At 52.9% G+C, this 17595-nt stretch carries 17 protein-coding genes; 9 read left to right on the top strand and 8 right to left on the bottom strand.

The annotated features are described in order from the left end of the window. Window positions 1–814, top strand: an 814-nt coding sequence (locus tag BLW37_RS18765; RefSeq protein WP_091345409.1) for a hypothetical protein, incomplete at its 5' end; no start/stop codon positions are given. Next, complete coding sequence (locus tag BLW37_RS18040) at window positions 792–1190, top strand: hypothetical protein (RefSeq protein ID WP_091345407.1); 399 nt, start codon at window positions 792–794, stop codon at window positions 1188–1190. The genes BLW37_RS18765 and BLW37_RS18040, both read left to right, overlap by 23 nt. A gap of 173 nt (window positions 1191–1363) precedes the next feature. Here BLW37_RS18040 and BLW37_RS18035 read toward each other — a convergent pair whose 3' ends face one another. The 7 genes from BLW37_RS18035 to ggt all read right to left on the bottom strand — a co-directional run bounded on the left by BLW37_RS18035 (window position 1364) and on the right by ggt (window position 8336). Continuing rightward, entirely contained in the window at window positions 1364–1663 is a 300-nt protein-coding gene (locus BLW37_RS18035; RefSeq protein WP_091345406.1) for a type II toxin-antitoxin system RelE/ParE family toxin, read from the bottom strand. Then, window positions 1660–1902: a type II toxin-antitoxin system ParD family antitoxin gene (locus tag BLW37_RS18030; protein WP_091345405.1), complete on the bottom strand. Its 243-nt coding sequence runs from the start codon at window positions 1900–1902 to the stop codon at window positions 1660–1662. Before BLW37_RS18030 ends, BLW37_RS18035 begins: the two co-directional genes overlap by 4 nt. 93 nt (window positions 1903–1995) lie before the next feature. Continuing rightward, the gene (locus BLW37_RS18025; protein ID WP_091345404.1) at window positions 1996–2916 is read right to left on the bottom strand and encodes a Gfo/Idh/MocA family protein; all 921 of its coding nucleotides are present in this window, start codon (window positions 2914–2916) and stop codon (window positions 1996–1998) included. A 66-nt stretch (window positions 2917–2982) separates the two neighbouring features. Continuing rightward, window positions 2983–5241 (bottom strand): arginine/lysine/ornithine decarboxylase, encoded by a 2259-nt coding sequence (locus BLW37_RS18020; RefSeq protein WP_091345402.1) that lies wholly within the window; start codon window positions 5239–5241, stop codon window positions 2983–2985. Between the two features lie 16 nt (window positions 5242–5257). Then, window positions 5258–5458 (bottom strand): hypothetical protein, encoded by a 201-nt coding sequence (locus BLW37_RS18015; protein WP_139243753.1) that lies wholly within the window; start codon window positions 5456–5458, stop codon window positions 5258–5260. 20 nt (window positions 5459–5478) lie between these two features. Further along, the gene (locus tag BLW37_RS18010; RefSeq protein ID WP_091345399.1) at window positions 5479–6516 is read right to left on the bottom strand and encodes a histone deacetylase family protein; all 1038 of its coding nucleotides are present in this window, start codon (window positions 6514–6516) and stop codon (window positions 5479–5481) included. Window positions 6517–6602: 86 nt separating this feature from the next. Beyond that, window positions 6603–8336 (bottom strand): gamma-glutamyltransferase, encoded by a 1734-nt coding sequence (gene ggt, locus BLW37_RS18005; protein ID WP_091345398.1) that lies wholly within the window; start codon window positions 8334–8336, stop codon window positions 6603–6605. A gap of 181 nt (window positions 8337–8517) precedes the next feature. On the opposite strand from ggt, the gene BLW37_RS18000 reads away from it, so the two are divergent. The 3 genes from BLW37_RS18000 (at window position 8518) to BLW37_RS17990 (ending at window position 11665) form a co-directional block, all read left to right on the top strand. Next, window positions 8518–9312, top strand: a complete 795-nt coding sequence (locus BLW37_RS18000; RefSeq protein ID WP_245785783.1) for a class I SAM-dependent methyltransferase — start codon at window positions 8518–8520, stop codon at window positions 9310–9312. Window positions 9313–9498: 186 nt separating this feature from the next. Next, window positions 9499–9879, top strand: coding sequence for a hypothetical protein (locus tag BLW37_RS17995; RefSeq protein ID WP_091345396.1), 381 nt, complete (start codon window positions 9499–9501; stop codon window positions 9877–9879). Between the two features lie 145 nt (window positions 9880–10024). After that, a complete protein-coding gene (locus BLW37_RS17990; protein WP_091345394.1) occupies window positions 10025–11665 on the top strand; it encodes an acetolactate synthase large subunit in 1641 nt (546 codons plus the stop codon). 151 nt (window positions 11666–11816) lie between these two features. On the opposite strand, the gene BLW37_RS17985 is transcribed toward BLW37_RS17990, so the two are convergent. Beyond that, window positions 11817–12209 (bottom strand): acyl-CoA thioesterase, encoded by a 393-nt coding sequence (locus BLW37_RS17985; RefSeq protein WP_091345393.1) that lies wholly within the window; start codon window positions 12207–12209, stop codon window positions 11817–11819. 14 nt (window positions 12210–12223) lie between these two features. Between BLW37_RS17985 and BLW37_RS17980 the strand changes: the two genes are divergently transcribed. From BLW37_RS17980 to BLW37_RS18920, 4 genes are all read left to right on the top strand, one after another. Next, entirely contained in the window at window positions 12224–12925 is a 702-nt protein-coding gene (locus BLW37_RS17980) for a 2OG-Fe(II) oxygenase (protein ID WP_091345391.1), read from the top strand. A gap of 311 nt (window positions 12926–13236) precedes the next feature. Beyond that, window positions 13237–15237, top strand: coding sequence for a TonB-dependent receptor family protein (locus BLW37_RS17975; RefSeq protein WP_425426639.1), 2001 nt, complete (start codon window positions 13237–13239; stop codon window positions 15235–15237). Between the two features lie 227 nt (window positions 15238–15464). Continuing rightward, complete coding sequence (locus BLW37_RS18925) at window positions 15465–16250, top strand: TonB-dependent receptor plug domain-containing protein (RefSeq protein WP_245785782.1); 786 nt, start codon at window positions 15465–15467, stop codon at window positions 16248–16250. Between the two features lie 57 nt (window positions 16251–16307). Continuing rightward, a complete protein-coding gene (locus BLW37_RS18920) occupies window positions 16308–17588 on the top strand; it encodes a TonB-dependent receptor domain-containing protein (RefSeq protein WP_245785781.1) in 1281 nt (426 codons plus the stop codon). Window positions 17589–17595 lie beyond the last annotated feature (7 nt).

Genomic DNA, 17595 nt, shown 5'->3' with positions numbered 1-17595 from the left:
GCTTTACGACGAGCATTTACTGGCTATTGCTGCCATAACCGAAGAATTGATTGCACCGGTCATGGCCTTGGTGGAAGAGCATGGCGCCAATGCCGCCAGCGCCCTGATTGGAGCCAGCAAACATCAATACAATGCATTTCAGCAGTCCATTGTGCGTTATCAGCAGGCGCTGATGGATTTGCATGAGGTGAGTCAGGCCAAGACACAGGCGCGTGGCGCTCGCGGCCGGGGTGCTTACAACCCACAGATAGCGGCAAAAGAAGCTCAGGTCCGCCGCCTGCATGCCGACATGCAGCAGCGTTTTCAGTCACAGCTGGCGCGCTACAAAGCCAATCTGGGCACGCAAGCCAACCGCTCCGCGCTGGCTAGTGTGGATCGCGGTGTTAATGTCGCCCGCAGCGGCCGCTCAATGCACAGCAATACCGCCGGAGGCCGCCGCACAGGCCGAACGTTGAATATTGCTAATGGTGCGCAAGCTCAGCAGGTAATGCGCTTTATTCGAGGATTGCAGATTGCCAGCCCTTTGGTGATGACTTGGGATTTTCGCAGCCGCAGCCGCAAAGTTCGCCGGGCTCGTCTCAATGGTGAGAATTATCGGCGAGAACGGGCTAAACAGTATTCTGGTTTCGTTGCTGGAAGTATGACTGGTACAGCCATTGTTGGAGCCGCGATATCCATTGGCTTAGGATTAACCCCCGCTGGTTGGGTACTGCTGATTGGAGCTTCTGTCGTTGCTTTTGCGGCTTCAACGGCTGTTGATAGCTTGACGCAACGTGGTGTTGAGCTGTCTTATGATTACATTTTTGGCGATTAATCATATGGAAATATACATAGTTTTGAGTTTATTGTTTCTTGGTTTTATATCAGTTGTTTCTTTTTTAACGGCTTGGTTGTTTGTGGGATGGTTTGTGGTGCTTCCGATCCAAAAGCAGTTGCGGGCTAACAATGAAGACGTCGTCAGCGACTGGGTGATTTTTCTTTGGAAACCTTGGGTCTATGCTTGGGCTATTTTCTACCCGCTTGGGCGTTTTAATAGCGGAAAGTCGCATTTTTATAGTAAACCGGAGCGGATGAAAGCCTATGCCAGTAAAACCCAGTGGCGGCTTTGTGCCTGGATGGAAATGAGTAAAATTTTTTTTCTGATCGTCGTTGTTGCTGGTGTTGGGTTGGATCAGGTATTTGACTGGTGATGCCTAATCAAGCACTGAATATAGTCGGTGTTGTTATTGCCGCTGCATCTAAGCTTGATGGCATTGGACAGACGTTGGGTAAAGAATTTCGGGTCAGAACAAAATTTACGAGCTTAATGGTCTGTTTTTGCATCAGCAGGTTAGTCTATGCCCAGGTGTTGTTGTTCTCAGCGCTAAGCGCCAAATATCGGGTGAACATCCATGCTCTTATGAAGAATGCGGATGATCCTTATTTGCTGGCTGCCTGTTTGCTGATAAAAAATCAGGTGGCTACCCTGAGGAAATTTTCGGTAACCTGGTAGGATTTCATCGCATGACTTACCGATGTCGGGGTTCTCAGCTAAGAGCCAAAATGAATCATCGAATTGTTTTAAATAAACATTTCGCTGATCTTTGCCCCAACGACGCTGAGTAAATAAAGCAACATCCCGTAAATCGGTTTTCGCTGCAGCAGTGAGCACAAATGGCTTCACCGAGCGTGTTCACTATCGAGTTCACTGATCAAGCTATTGAGATCATAATCGGCATCACCACTTTGTTCCCCTTCGGTCAGGAGTTGTCGCAGTGACTGCAGTTTGGCTTCCTGGTTTTCGAGTAAGCGTAGTGCCGAGCGAATCACTTCACTGGCGGAGCCGTAACGCCCACTGTCTATCTGGCTGGCAATAAAGCTTTCGAAGTGATCGCCAAGCGTGATGCTGGTGTTTTTAGCCATGAATAGCCCCCAAATACCAAAAAGTACCTAATTATGGTATCTGATGACTTTAAGCGCAAGGCGCATAACCACTAAAATTTTGAAATGGATGGCTTACCGGTGTAAGTGCTGCGGCAGTCTCTCGAGTATTTTTTCGCAGAGTTGATGGGTTAACAGCGCAGCATTGTTGGCGGATGAATCCGTTTTACCCGTTTTCAGTAACTGGATAAATTGGTCCAGCATAGCGACAAAACCACGCTTATACAGCGTACTTTGCCAGTCATCAAAGCCCAAAGTCTGGCGTTGATTGTGGCAACTGTATTCACCCTGCCTTAAATTATCGATTTGCCAGTGCTGATCCTGACTAAAATACTCCAGCCGTTCAAAGCTGCTACCGGCCATTCTATTCATGGACGCACTGAACAAAGCATCCTTGTGGTGCCACTGCACCTGCACACTGCATAATTCTGCAGCATGGCTGTGTTGAAACAACTGAAAGTCACATTGCTGTATGCTTGTTATCCCACTGACATGACGGACAAAATCCACCACGTGAATAAAGTCATCGTAGATAAAAGTACGGGCTGGGGCGCACTGGTTATGTCGGTGCTTTTGATACTGTACTTGCAGTGGTTGAGTCGCCAGTGCCGGCTGATACAATGGCGCATAGCGCCGGTTAAAACCAACAAAAAATGGCAGATTTTTCTGCTCGGCCAAATTAATCAGTTGTTCGCACTCTGGGAATTGATCGCTGATAGGCTTATCCACAAAAACAGCGATACCCGCTTGCAGCAGGCGCGTTGCAATAGCGAAATGGCTGCTGGTGGCACTGTGGATCATGACCGCATCCGGCTTCGCTGCTATCAATTCAGCAAGATCTGAATACGCTTCCTCAATACGGTATTGTTGTGCGAACTGAGCCAATACCTGAGTGTTACGTGTGCATAGCAGCGGCACTACCTCTGTATGTCCGGTCACTAAGGGCAAATAGGCTTTTTGCGCTATATCCCCTAACCCAAGTAGTGCGATACGCATACGCTTCCCTTTCTCCAATTCGCGAAAACCTGGCAGCGCTGCAGTGGTGGCAGCGCTGCCTTTTCACTAGGACTCTTTCACCACATCAATAAAGTACTTCACGTCGCCTTCTACCGTTTCCCGAACCAAACCATGCACATCGGTCTCGAAGCCCGGGAACTGGCCGTTAAAGGCGCGGGTAAATTGAAGGTACTTGAGAATGGTTTTATTAAAGCGCTCACCTGGCACCATCAGCGGGATACCCGGTGGGTAAGGGGTGACCAGCATCGCGGTGACACGGCCTTCGATAGCATCGATCGACACCCGCTCAATTTCCCGGTGGGCCATTTTGGCCCAGGCATCCGCCGGGGTCATTGCCGTTTCAATGGTCGACAGATACATCTCGGTGGTGACTTTGGCCACATCAAACTGCCGGTAAATATTATGAATTTGCTGGCACAGATCGCGCAGGCCAACGCGCTCATACTGCGGGTTTTTCGCCACAAACTCCGGCATTACCCGCCACATCGGCAGGTTTTGATCGTAATCGTCTTTAAACTGCTGCAACTCGGTTACCATCGAGTTCCAGCGGCCCTTGGTAATGCCAATGGTAAACATGATAAAGAACGAATAGAGGCCGGTTTTCTCAATAATAATACCGTGCTCTGCCAGATACTTGCTCACAATCGTGGCCGGGATGCCCTGCTGGTCAAACTGGCCCTGCAGCGTCAGGCCCGGCGTGATAATGGTGGCTTTGATTGGGTCCAGCATATTAAAGCCAGAGACAATATCCCCAAAGCCATGCCAGCTATCTGTGGCATGCAGCATCCAGTTATCACGCTCGCCAATGCCTTCTTCCGGCAAATGCTCCGGGCCCCAGACGGTAAACCACCAGTCATCATCACCAAATTCAGCATCCACCTTGCGCATGGCCCGACGAAAATCAATCGCTTCCAGCAAGCTTTCTTCCACCAGTGCGGTACCACCCGGCGCCTCCATCATCGCCGCCGCCACATCACAGCTGGCAATAATGGCATACTGCGGGCTGGTCGAGCTGTGCATTAAATAGGACTCGTTAAAACGGTGGGTATCGAGGCTGCGGTGCTGGGCATTTTGCACCAGAATTTGCGACGCTTGCGATAAACCGGCCAGCAATTTATGGGTCGACTGGGTGGCAAAGACCAGGGTTTCTTCAGAGCGCGGCCGGTCTTTCCCAATGGCATGCATATTGTGGTAAAAGCCATGGAAGCTGGCATGCGGCAACCAGGCTTCATCAAAATGCAGCGTATCGATGGTGGAGCCCAGCTGCTGCTTAATTTCTTCCACATTGTACAAAATACCGTCGTAGGTACTTTGGGTAATGGTCAAAATGCGCGGCTTTTTGTTTTTGGCGTTGCGGGCAAAGGGGTTGGCTTCAATTTTTTTCGCGATGGACTCAGGCGAGAACTCACTTTTCGGAATAGGCCCAATAATGCCGTAATGGTTGCGGGTGGGCATTAAAAATACCGGGATAGCGCCGGTCATGATGATCGAGTGCAAAATCGATTTATGGCAGTTGCGATCCACCACCACGATGTCACCCGGTGCCACCACGGAGTGCCAGACCATTTTATTCGAGGTCGAGGTGCCGTTGGTGACAAAAAACAAATGATCGGCGTTAAAAATACGGGCGGCATTTTGCTCACTTTGCGCCACCGGCCCGGTGTGATCCAGCAACTGGCCTAACTCATCGACCGAGTTACAGACATCGGCCCTGAGCATGTTCTCGCCAAAGAACTGATGAAACATCTGGCCGACCGGGCTTTTCAAAAAAGCGACGCCGCCAGAGTGCCCCGGGCAATGCCAGGAGTAGGACGAGTCCTCGGCATAATCCATCAGCGCATTAAAAAACGGCGGTGCCAACGCATCCAGGTATTTTTTTGCTTCGCGGATAATATGGCGGGCAACAAACTCTGGCGTATCTTCAAACATATGAATAAAGCCGTGCAGCTCGCGCAAAATGTCATTGGAGATATGCCGGCTGGTGCGGGTTTCGCCGTATAAAAAGATCGGAATATCGGCATTGCGCTTGCGCACTTCTTGCACAAAGGCTCTAAGCTCGGTCAAAGCAGCAGTGACTTCTGCATCGGTGCCGCTGCCAAACTCTTCATCGTCAATCGACAAAATAAAACAGGAGGCGCGGCTGGCTTGCTGGGCAAAGGCCGTTAAATCCACATAGCTGGTGTACCCCACCACTTCAAAACCATGGCTGCCAATGGCTTCGGCTAAATCACGGATGCCTGAGCCAGAGATATTCTCTGAGCGAAAATCTTCATCGATAACAATAACTGGAAAACGGAATTTCATCGGTTCATCCTTCGTTTTAAGCGATTTTTTGCCGGGCCTTTATCAAACGTTCAGGCTTGACGTGTTGCATGGCCGTTTCCGTGTGCTTGTTGCGCGGGCTAAAAAGGTTTTTCCTGCCCGGCATTTTACCCGTATTGGCGTAGCTATCTGCAACGCTTTGCGAAAATAATTCATCCGATACGCCTGGTGGCAACCAGAGCCGGATCTGTGTCGTCATCAAAGAGCCAGTGCGCACCGCTACGACTGTGCCGCCTGCTCAAAACCCTGCAGCACTGCTGCCACATTTTGTCCCACTTCAGCTACCGCATAACCCCCCTCCTGAATAAAGACGGTGGCTAAACCCAGGCTAGCGATATGCGCGCCCAGCAGGGGGTAATGCTCGCTTTTTAGTTTAAAGGCACTGATGGGGTCGTCTTCAAAGGTATCGACCCCCAGGGAGACCACCATGGCATCGGGGCTAAAGTCTTTAATCAGCTGCAGTGCTTGTAGCAGCACTTGCTGATAGGTCGGCCAATCGGTGCCGGCGGGGAGCGGGAAGTTATGGCAATAACCAAGGCCGGTCCCTTCGCCTTGCTCATCGGCATAGCCTAAGAAAAACGGGTACTCGGTGGCCGGATCGCCGTGAATGGAGATGGTCAGCACATCATCGCGCTGCCAGAAAATATCCTGGGTGCCATTGCCATGATGGTAGTCCACATCCAGCACCACCACTTTTTGCTTGCCCTGATCGCGCAGATACTGCGCTGCCAAAGCTGCATTATTGAGAAAACAATAGCCGCCAAAGGTGGCATAACCGGCATGATGGCCCGGCGGCCGGCACAAGGCATAGGCGCTGTGCTCGCCTTCGGCTACCAAAGCGGCAGCGGTTAAAGCGCAATGGGCACCGGCTTCCACCGCTTGCCAGGTGCCTGCCACCATCGGAGTGCTGGCATCGTAGCTGTAGTAACCCAGTTTGGCATGAATGCCGGTTGGAATTTTATCCTGGCGCTGGCCACGCGCCGGGAAGGCGCTTGGCAGCATAAAGCCGCTTTTTCCGGCAGCTTGCCACTGGCTGTAGGCGGTGCGCAGAAACTGCAGGTAATCGGCGCTGTGCACCCGCTCCAGCTGCTCTGGCGCAAAATTACGCGGTGGCAGGATGGGAAAGTCAGCCTGACGCAGCGCATCCAGCATAAACTGAGCCCGGGATGGCATTTCATAGCAGGGCACCAGCTCACCGCGGTGCAGCTCCATGCCGCCTTGATGCGCCTGATGTTTGTCGGAGTAAATCACCTTCATAAAGCTGTATTGACCTGTGGTTAAGTAGCGAACAGCCCCTGAACAGACGAATCAGGGGCACATGTGTTTTGCTGCGCTTGCCGCCATTAATAGCCGGCGGCCTGGCCGTCTTTGCGGGACTCAGAAGCCCCAATGTACACGCCATTGGCATGATCGCGCATAATGGCCTGATAACCACCGTAGCCGCCCAGGCCATAACGCACCTGATGGCCGCGCTGCATCAGCTCGCGCACTGTGCTGTAGGGGACACCTTGCTCAACCTCGATGTAGCCGCCATTTTTCAGATACATGGCCTGACCATCGGTGGGCTCGGTACTGCCTAAATGCTGCCAGCGGGCAGCATCGCCTGCTTCTTGCAGGTTCATGCCGTAATCAACCATATTCACCAGAATCTGCACATGGCCCTGCGGCTGCATGGCGCCGCCCATCACGCCGTAGCTAATCAGCGGCTTACCACCTTGGGTAATAAACGCAGGGATAATGGTATTAAAGGGGCGTTTGCCAGGCTCGTACACATTGGCATGGTTTTTATCCATCGAGAACATTTGACCACGATCCTGAAACACAAAGCCAAGGCCAGGCACCACCACGCCGGAGCCCATGCCCCGGTAGTTGCTTTGAATGAGTGACACCATGTTGCCGTCTTTATCCGCCGTGGTTAAATAGATGGTGTCGCCTTCGTACAGATGCGGGTTGCCAGCATCGACCCGTTGAGCAGCCCGCTCACCAATCAGCTTGGCACGCTCGCGGCCGTAGGCTTCAGAAATCAGCCCGGCAATCGGCTGCTGGCTGAAATCGCTGTCGGCATAAAACTTGGCTCTGTCTTCAAACGCCAGCTTCTTGGCTTCCACCATGGTGTGAATGCTCTCCGCGCTGTTAAAGCCCATTGCCGCTAAATCAAAATTTTTCAGGATTTGCAGCATTTGCAGGGCGGCAATGCCCTGGCCATTGGGTGGCAGCTCCCACAGCTCATAGCCTTTGTAGTTCACCGACACCGGCTCAACCCAGGTCGAGGTGTGCTGATCAAAATCTTCATAACGCAGGTAGCCACCGTTTTCACGCATAAAGCGGTCCATCACTCGGGTCAGTTCGCCGCGGTAAAAGGCATCGCGGCCATCGGCGGCTAACGCGCGATAAGTGGCCCCCAGTGCCGGGTTTTTAAAGATTTGGCCTTTGCGGGGGGCTTGGCCGTCGATGGTAAAGGTACCAACAAAGTCGCCCGGTTGTGGGCTTAACAGCGGCACGCTGCGGTTCCAGTAGTAGGCAATCAGCTCGGTGACCGGAAAGCCTTGCTCGGCATAGTCGATACTGGGTTGCAGGATCTGTTGCATTGGCAGGGCGCCGAATTTCTCGTGCAGTTCAAACCAGCCGTCAATGGCGCCCGGTACGCTAATAGGCAACATGCCATGCGGTGGTAAATCAGTGCGGCCCATCCGTTCCAGCTCGGCCGCCACCTGATCGTAGCTTAAGCCTAGCGGGGAGCGACCCGAGCCATTCAAGCCATACAATTGTTCTGTTTTGGCGTCCCAGACAATGGCATAAAGATCGCCACCAATGCCATTGCCGGTGGGCTCCATCAGGCCAAGGGCGGCATTGGCCGCAATAGCGGCATCGATGGCATTGCCTCCTTGTTTCATCACATCCAGTGCTATCTGGGTGGCCAGCGGGTGGCTGGTCGCAGCCATCGCATGCTGGGCAATCACTTCCGAGCGACTGGCAAAGTCATGGCCGGTGATGCGATCAAAAGCGAGGGCAGTGCAGCACAGTAAACCAAGGGCTGAAACGGCGAGGGCTGAAACGACAGAGATTGAAGCTTTCATGGACGGGGCTCAAATCATTATGGTGTGGTTAAAAACTAACCCAGAAGCGGTGCTATTGCCAGCCGGCAGGCGACCAGTGAACGGCTGGCAGAGTTAAAAGCATCTAACGCCGCGTGTTTTGTCGCATTAATGTTGTGATACTATAACAATAACTCTGTAATGAGAAAAAGGAACCCAGGTCGTGTCAGTAAGCAGTACCAGCCGCCCGGTAACAATCTCCGCTTTATTTCGCTACATCGAACAACTGCAAGGCGATGTTCCCTGGGGCCATTTGCTGGATGCCGGCACCGGTGTCAATTCGCTGCAATGGATCAGCACGTTAGATACTGAGTGCTGGACTGCCATTACCGCCTCCGAAGCCATGGCCCGGCAAAGTGTGCAACATTACCCAAGCACCATGCGGCCAAACGATCGGCTGGTGGTGGGTAATTGGATGGACGAGCAGCTGCTGGCCGGTGAGCAGTTCGATACCATTGTGCTGGATTACTTTATCGGCGCCATCGATGGCTTTGCGCCTTACTGGCAGGATCAGGTGCTGCCGCGTATTCGCCAGCATTTAAAACCAGGCGGGCGCTTGTACATCACCGCGCTGGAGCCTTATGTGCCACGTTACCGCAACAACGAAGTCGATCAGTTTGTCACCGAGCTTGGCCGGCTGCGCGATGCCTGTCTGCTGCTGGCACAGGAACGCCCTTACCGCGAATACCCAGCCGACTGGACCTTGCGCCAGCTGGAGCGCAGCGGCTATCAGGTGCACAGCTGCAAGCACTTTGGCATCCGCTACGGCGAGCGCTTTTTGCACAGCCAGTTGGACATGTGCCGCCAGCGCGCCCAGCGTTTTGGCAATCAGGCACTCACCCAAGCCATGCTGCAGCACGCCGATGCGTTGCAACAGCGCGGCGAAGCCCTACTGGCAGAGCACGGCGTACTCGCCAGTGGCCATGATTATGTGATTGCTGCCAGTGTGCCTGGCTAGTTTGATGGTCAGAATGTAATTGAATTCTGCCGCCCATGAATAGCCCTAAAGTACTTTTGTGTTGAGCTGATAGTGTTGCTGATGAAAGCACACAACCAAGCCTTTTTGTCCCAAAAATGCTCCTTGTGCTATGGTTATGGCTGCAAACCTTTCGGGAAGTACCAAAACTCACTACAAGGAGGTTTTATGTTTTTTACCGCGATGGCCTTACTATTAAACACTTCGGCCATGTTACCCGGTACCGGCACGCTCTGGCTGGATGGCGAATCTCATCCGGTTGAAGTGACCAGTTGCGGTGTGGATACAGAAACGGCCGGTGCTAAGGGGACTTTACCTGATGGCAGCAGTGTCTCCGTGATGTTGCAACGCTGGCCGGGTATGCACGCATTGTCGGTCACTTACGACAACGCCCAGTGGTTGCATCGCGGCCCTGAAGACAGTGCTGATGCCCCTGAACTAAAACGCTGGGTGGAAGATGGCATGCTAAAAGCCTCCGGCACTGTCTCGGTGTTTCCACCGATCCGCCAAGCTAGCATGGTGGTGCGTTTTGAGGGGCGCTGCCCTTAATATCGGGGGCAGATCAACATTGACCGAGGCCGCACGACAATCGTGATGGATGCAGGCGTACTGTGACTGAAGTAATGCTTGTGGATAGAGGCAGTGCGATAAAAAAGTGGTATGGCGTGGCAGCCTGGTGAGCAGGAGGAACACGATGAAAGCAGCTGATTTATTTATCAAAGCACTGGAAAACGAGGGGGTCGAGTATATTTTTGGCGTGCCCGGGGAAGAGAATATCGATTTCCTCAATTCGTTAAAAAACTCGACGATCCGTTTCATTCTCACCCGTCATGAACAAGGTGCAGGCTTCATGGCCGCCACCTATGGCCGCTTAACCGGCAAGCCAGGCGTCTGTTTAGCCACCCTGGGGCCTGGGGCCACCAACCTGGTAACTCCTGCTGCTTTTGCTCAGCTGGGCGCTATGCCTATGTTGCTGATCACCGGGCAAAAACCGATTAAAACCAGTAAGCAAGGTCAGTTTCAAATTCTGGATGTGGTGGAGTTGATGCGTCCGGTCACCAAGTTCAGCAAACAAATTGTCAATGGCAATACCATCGCTTCCTTGGTGCGCGAAGCATTTCGCCTGGCGATAGAAGAAAGGCCGGGCGCGGTGCATTTGGAACTACCGGAAGATATCGCGCAAGAAGACTGCGCGGAAATCCTTTATCCGGCCAATGGTTCTGTGCGCCCTCATGCCGCAGCAGCTGTGTTGGACCAGGCAAGCGCCATGATAGAAGCGGCGACAAGACCGTTGCTGCTTATCGGCGCCGGCGCGAACCGAAAAAAAGTCTGTCAGGCGCTGACCGCCTTTGTGGAGGCCACCGGCATGCCGTTTTTCACGACGCAGATGGGCAAGGGCGTGGTCGATGAGCGCCACCCGTTGTACCTGGGGACAGCGGCCCTGTCGGATCACGATTTCTTGCACTGTGCCATTGATAAGGCCGATCTGATTATCAATGTCGGCCACGACGTGGTGGAAAAGCCACCGTTTTTTATGGAAGACGGTGGCAAACAGGTCATTCATGTCAACTTTTTACCGGCGACTGTGGATGCGGTCTATTTTCCCCAGCTGAATGTAGTAGGCGATATTGCGTATTCGGTGGAACAGCTGGCAAAACGTATCAAAGATAAGCAGCATTGGGACTTGTCCTATTTCAAAAGCCTGAAAACCACCTTAGAGCAGACGCTGACCAAGTACTTTACGGATAGCCGCTTTCCGATGCTGCCGCAACGTTTGGTGCATCTGCTGCGACAACGGCTGGCAGACGATGCCATCGTCAGTCTCGACAACGGCATCTATAAATTATGGTTTGCCCGCAACTACCCATGTTACGCTGCCAACACCTTGCTGCTGGATAATGCCTTGGCGTCAATGGGGGCAGGCTTATCCTGTGCCATGATGGCGAAAATGCTACACCCCGATACGCAGGTGGTCGCGGTCTGTGGTGATGGTGGCTTTATGATGAACTCCCAGGAGCTGGAAACTGCGGTTCGGCTTAAGCTCAACCTGGTGGTGATTATCCTGAATGATCAGGCGTATGGCATGATCAAATGGAAGCAGCAAGACATGGGCTTTGCCAATTTCGGCTTAGAGTATAAAAATCCTGATTTTGCTGCTTATGCGCGAAGTTACGGGGCTTACGGCTATCGGATCGAAAACGATGCACACTTTCAGCAAACGCTCGATACTTGCCTAAGCGCCAGCGGGGTGCATGTGATTGAACTGCCGGTAGATTATTCGCTCAACCATGAAATACTGAACGTGTTACTGAAAGAAAAAACCTGCGAGCTGTGATAGCAGTGGCCCTGTGGTGGTGCCGGTAGCTGCGGTTGCTCAGGCTGATTGCTGCTTCGCCAACTGCGAATATCCGTATTCATTCACTGCATTGGCCGGGCCTACACAGCTACTCACGAAGCAGTGCTCAATCTTGGTAAGCTTGCCGGCCTTAGCTCTGACAATGCTGTTCCAACGCGGCCCGTAGTTCCGGGCTAAGCGGGCTGGCTTGCTGGCTCTGGTAGTCAAAACGTACCAGGGCGGTTCTACCTTCTGCGCAGCACTTGCCTTGCTGCCAGGCCTGTTGGGTGACGTCGAATGAGCTGTTGCCAATACGGCTGATCCAGCTTCTTATTTCTACTTCCTGACCGTAATGCAATTGCGCCTTAAAATCGACCTGGATACTGGCCACGATTAATGGCCACTGCTGTAAATTTAGCTCGGGCGTGAAAATTTTAAAAATAGGCGTACGGCAGGCTTCAAACCAGACCGCGACCACGGTATTGTTAATGTGACCTAACGCATCCGTTTCTGAAAAACGCGGTTGTATAACTTCTGTGAACATACCAAGAGAGACCCATGACTGATTTTATCGAGGTGTACGATGATGCGCTAAGCCTGGCCTTTTGCCAACAGCTGATCGCCGACTTTGAACAAAGTGCGCACCAACAACCCGGCCGCACCGGGGCAGGGGTGGATCCTAGTAAAAAGATAAGCACCGATCTGTATTTAAACGAGCATGCTGCTTATCAGCAGCAACTGAATACCATCATTGAAGCCACTGCCCAATGCGCCGAGCAGTACTTTCGCAAGCACCACTTTGCCCTGATTGGCCCAATCGCTCTTACTATCCGCCATCCACAAACCGGCCAGCCGGTGGCCTTAACGCATGATAACTTCAGCGAGCTTGGCAGCGACAAAGTGGCCGAATACATGCGGGCGTTGTTTCGAATTGGCGCGGTGCAAATGCAAAAATACGATGCCGGCAAAGGCAATTACAATTACTGGCATTCCGAAGTCTACCCGCAGCAGCCGCACAATGAGGCACTGCACCGGGCGCTGCTGTTTATGTTTTACCTGAACGATGTCGACGAAGGCGGCCAAACTGAGTTCTATTATCAAAACAAAAGCATTCAACCTAAAACCGGCCGCATGGTGATCGCGCCTGCCTACTTTACCCATACCCATCGTGGCTGTACTCCGGTATCAAACGATAAGTACATTCTGACCAGCTGGATTTTATTTCAACGGGCAGAGCAGCTGTATGGTACCGCCGGTTAAATCGGGAGCATCCTTTCCTGGCAACAAAGTTGTTCGCTTGGTCGGCACCGGCGTGGCTGGCCTGCTACTAAGCGGAGTTTTAAAAATAAAACAATATCACAATCCAATTGACAATCATTATCATTAGCAATTAGAATCCTGCCCCAATCAGAACAACAACAGCGCTGACGCCTGGCTGCGGCACGCTGACGACAAATCACATCTGCATTAAGGGGTTTACCATGTCTGGAGTCAACGATTTTACGCTAAATAAATTAGCCATGGCGCTGGCGCTGAGTGCCATGCCACTCACCGTGCTGGCTGGTGAAGCCATGGAGGCAGGCGACGAGGATGGTGCTCTGGGCTCTGCTGGTCCGCGTATTGAAGTCATTCGCGTCAAGGGCAATCAGCTAAGCCATGCCCATATCGAAACCGGTACTGTGGTGGTTATCAGCCGTGAGCAAATCGATGGCATTCAGCCACTGTCGACCGAGGATGTGTTGCGCCGGGTGCCGGGTGTCAACGTTACCAGTGAGGAAGAAACCTCCATTGTTGCCAACTTCGGTTTGCGAGGCCTGTCGGCCAGTGAGTCCAAGTCGCTGGTGCTGGAAGACGGTGTGCCGGTGGCTCCTGGCCTCTTTATCGGCAATGACCGCTACTTTAACCCACGCATTCAGCGCATGGACGGTGCGGAGATCTTAAAAGGCTCGGCTTCTTTGCGTTATGGCCCGTCCACTATCGGCGGCGTGGTCAACTTCATCACCAAGACCCCGGATGACGGTGTGCAGCTGTCTGGCCGTATTGGTTCTTTCAATATGCATGAAGCCAGCATCGAAGCGGGTGGCAAGAATGCTTCAGGTGATGGCTATGCCGGTGTGGTTGCCAGCCATGCCAAAAGCGATGGCTTTATGGACAAAGGCTACGAGATGAGCGATGTGATGGTGAAAGCCGGCACCGCCATTGGCGATAACCAGCGGGTTGGCGTGAAGTTCTCCTACCACGAGAACGACGCCAATATCTCTTATCGTGGTTTGCTGCTGAACGATTACCTGGCTGGTGAGCGTTACAACCCGGCGCCGGATGACTGGTATCTGCAAGATCGCAAAGCCTTTGATCTAAACCATGAATGGAATATCAATGACAGTGCCACCCTGAAAACCCTGGTGTACTGGAGCGATGTCAGCCGTGATTACTGGCGTTACAATGTCGATACTGCGGCATCCAATGCGGCTGGTCGCTGGGTTTATACCGACGATCTGACCGGCAACAACCGCAGTTTTGAGCGCTTTGGCGTGGAAACCCGTTTATCGCTGGCACACCAACTGGGTGATATGAATGCGGATACCGAGTTTGGTTTGCGTGTGATGCGGGAAGAATCCGATGACCAGCGGATCCGTGCAACCCGGGCTGCCGATCGTACCGGCCTGAATGATCGCCATATCGTCGACTCAGCCGATAGCATCGCTGGTTATGTGCAAAGCCGCATTGAGCTGAGTGATCGGCTGGCGGTGACACCTGGTCTGCGGGTAGAGAGCTACCAGCAAGAGCGGGTGGTGCTGACTCAGGACAATGCTTCTGCCAAAACCAGCAATACCGAATTCTTACCAGGCGTTGGTGCGACTTTTGAACTGACGCCTGCGGCTCAGTTGTACGGCGGTGTTTACCGGGCGTTCTCGCCGGCGTCCAACGGCGTGGCATTGGATGGCCTGACCGATCAGAAACTGGATGGGGAGCGCGCAACCAATTATGAAATCGGGCTTCGAGGCAGCCAGGGTTCACTGAGTTACGAAGTGGCCACTTTTGTCATGGATTTCAGCAATCAGGTCGTCACTGGCAACAGCGATCCGAACTTATCGCGCTCCAATGCCGGTAAAACCGAGCACAGAGGCATGGAGCTGGCGCTGGCGTATGACTTGGGTGCAGGCTTTAGCCTGGATACCAATGCCACCTGGATCCCAACCTCGAAGTTCAAGACCGGTGAGCATCAGGGCAACCGTCTGCCGTATGCGCCGAAGTTTATTGCCAACATTGGCCTGCACTACAGTGCTGATAAGCTGAAAGCGGCGTTGACGGCCCACCACCGGGGCGAGCAATACGGCGACCCAAGCAATCAGGTCGGGCTGCCAACCGGCGCGGCTGGTGGCATTTGGGGGGGGTTATTGCCAGCCTATACCGTACTGGATTTGACGGCGCAGTACCGTGTTTCAAGCGAGTTTACCCTGTTTGCTGCGGTGAAGAACCTGACCGACAAAGACTACATTGCCAGTTTGCGTCAGGGCATCTATGTCGGCCCGGAACGCTCTTTTGAAGTGGGCTTCCGTTACAACTTCTAACTGCTGGTCAGTGGGCGGGATCTTTTAGACTCCGCCGGTTTGCCTGCCTAAAACCCGACCTTAGTGTCGGGTTTTTTATTCCTTCGATTATCGGTTATTCCTGCCTCTCACCACTCAACTGATAATAATTATCATTCGCTATTGATCTTAATAGTGAGAATCATTATCATTTCGTCGCGATTTCGGTGTCCCTTTTGTGGCACCGCATACAACAACAGGAGAGACCAATGAAAACCTTCCGCCGCAGCGCTGTTGCTGCCCTTGCCTTATCTGCGATACAACTGCCGGCCCTGGCTGGTGTAACTCTGGATATGCCGGAGTACGATGGCGAAGTCATCGTTGTTACTGCTACTGGTTATGAGCAGATGTTGATTGAGGCCCCAGCCAGCATCAGTGTGATCACGCGCGAAGAGCTGGCAAAAAAACGCTTTGCCAGCATTGCCGAAGCGTTAGCGGATGTGGAAGGCGTGGATATTGGCCAAAGCGTGGATAAAACCGGTGGTTTAAGTATCAGCATCCGCGGTATGCCCAGCAGCTATACCCTGATTTTGATTGATGGCCGACGTCAGAATGCAGCTGGCAATGTCACCCCTAATGGCTTTGGTGGCACCGCTACCAGCTTTATGCCACCTCTGGCCGCCATTGAGCGCATTGAAGTGATCCGCGGCCCCATGTCTACCTTGTATGGCTCGGATGCGATGGGTGGGGTTGTCAACATCATCACCCGCAAAGTCGGCGAGCAATGGGCTGGCACGGTTTCATTGAACACTACCGTGCAGCAGCACAATCAGTTCGGTAACAGCCATGGCATGAATTTTTATCTGAATGGCCCTGTGCTGCAAGAGCAGCTTGGTTTGGTACTGCGCGGCAGTGTGCTCAATCGTAAGGCGGCGAAGATTCGCTTCACCGATCAGGAAGGCGAGGAGATTATTCCCTGGATGGGGGCCAATCCGGTAAAAGCCGACATTGACAACCTGGGCGCTAAACTGAACTGGCAAATCTCAGCGGATTAGCTGCTTAGTTTTGATCAGGACCATGTCTGGCAAACCTACGACAACAGCCAGGGGCAGATGGGCACTTTAGGGCCTATGGGCTATGAACCAAAGCAGAAATACAATCGCCGACAAAGCACGCTGGCCTATCAGGGACGCTTTGAGTTCGGGGTGGTGGATGCCAGCATCATGCGCAATCTGACTGAAACCCTGGGCCGGATCATTCCGCCGGGCATTGCCGGTGCCGGAGAAGCACGCACGCTCGAGTCCGATAATACCATTGCAGATCTCAAGTGGGTGACGAGCATCGGTGATCATCAATTATCGATAGGTGGTCAGTGGTGGCGCGCAGAGATGGTTGATGCCGTGGCGCCGGCACCGTTTACCCAAACCATGACAGCGGTGTTTCTTGAAGACAACTGGCGTTTGCACGATGATTTTTCGCTGACCTTAGGTGGCCGATACGACCATCACGATGCCTTTGGCAGTCAGTTCAGCCCACGCGTTTATGGCGTCTGGAATCCGGTTGAACACTGGACTATCAAAGGTGGCGTCAGCCAGGGGTACAAAACGCCCAACGTTGAAATGCTCACAGACGGCATTTATGGCTTCGGTGCTCAGGGCACTTTGCCTTTTGTTGGCAACCCGGATTTGAAGCCAGAAATCAGTACAACCACTGAGCTGAATGTGTTTTACGTGGCGGATAGTGGTTTTACGGCCAGTGCAGGTGTCTTTATCAACCGCTTTACCGACAAGCTGGCGCGTGGCACTCCGCGGCCAAATTGCAGCTTTGCGGGCAATGAAGGGCTGGCTGGCTGCATTGATGTTGGCTACTGGCCTAACATTGCGGAATTCGGTCAGACCGTCAATGTGGATAAAGCAGAAACCCGGGGAGGGGAAGTCTCTTTCCGGATGCCGTTGGCCGAGCAGTGGGCCTGGTTGGTCAATTACACCTATACCGAGAGCGAACAGAAAAGCGGCGCCAGTCAGGGCTTACCGCTTACCAATACGCCCAAGCATATGCTGAACTCCAATCTGCGTTGGCAGTTTGCCGAGCAGGCCAGCTTGTGGTTATCCACCGAATACCGCTCCAAACGCTACCGCGGTGCCGGGGTTGCCTTTAACGCCCTGGGAGACTTTAAAGCCTATAGCCTCAGCCATTTAGGGGCCAGTTACCAGATCACCGAAGCGGTAACCCTGAATGCGGTGATTTACAACCTGCTGGATAAAGACTTTTTGCAATACACACCCTATGCGAACCCGACATCTGCTAACCCGGATAACGTCAGCTACAGCAACCTCTATCCGATCAACCAGGAAGGGCGTCGCTTGTGGTTGTCGGCCAACATCCAGTTTTAAGGCCGGC

This window comes from Alkalimonas amylolytica (genome assembly GCF_900107845.1).
GTDB classification, from domain to species: domain Bacteria; phylum Pseudomonadota; class Gammaproteobacteria; order Enterobacterales; family Alteromonadaceae; genus Alkalimonas; species Alkalimonas amylolytica.
The sequence above is the reverse complement of the archived record's forward strand: the minus strand, read 5'-3'. Positions and strand labels throughout refer to the sequence as shown.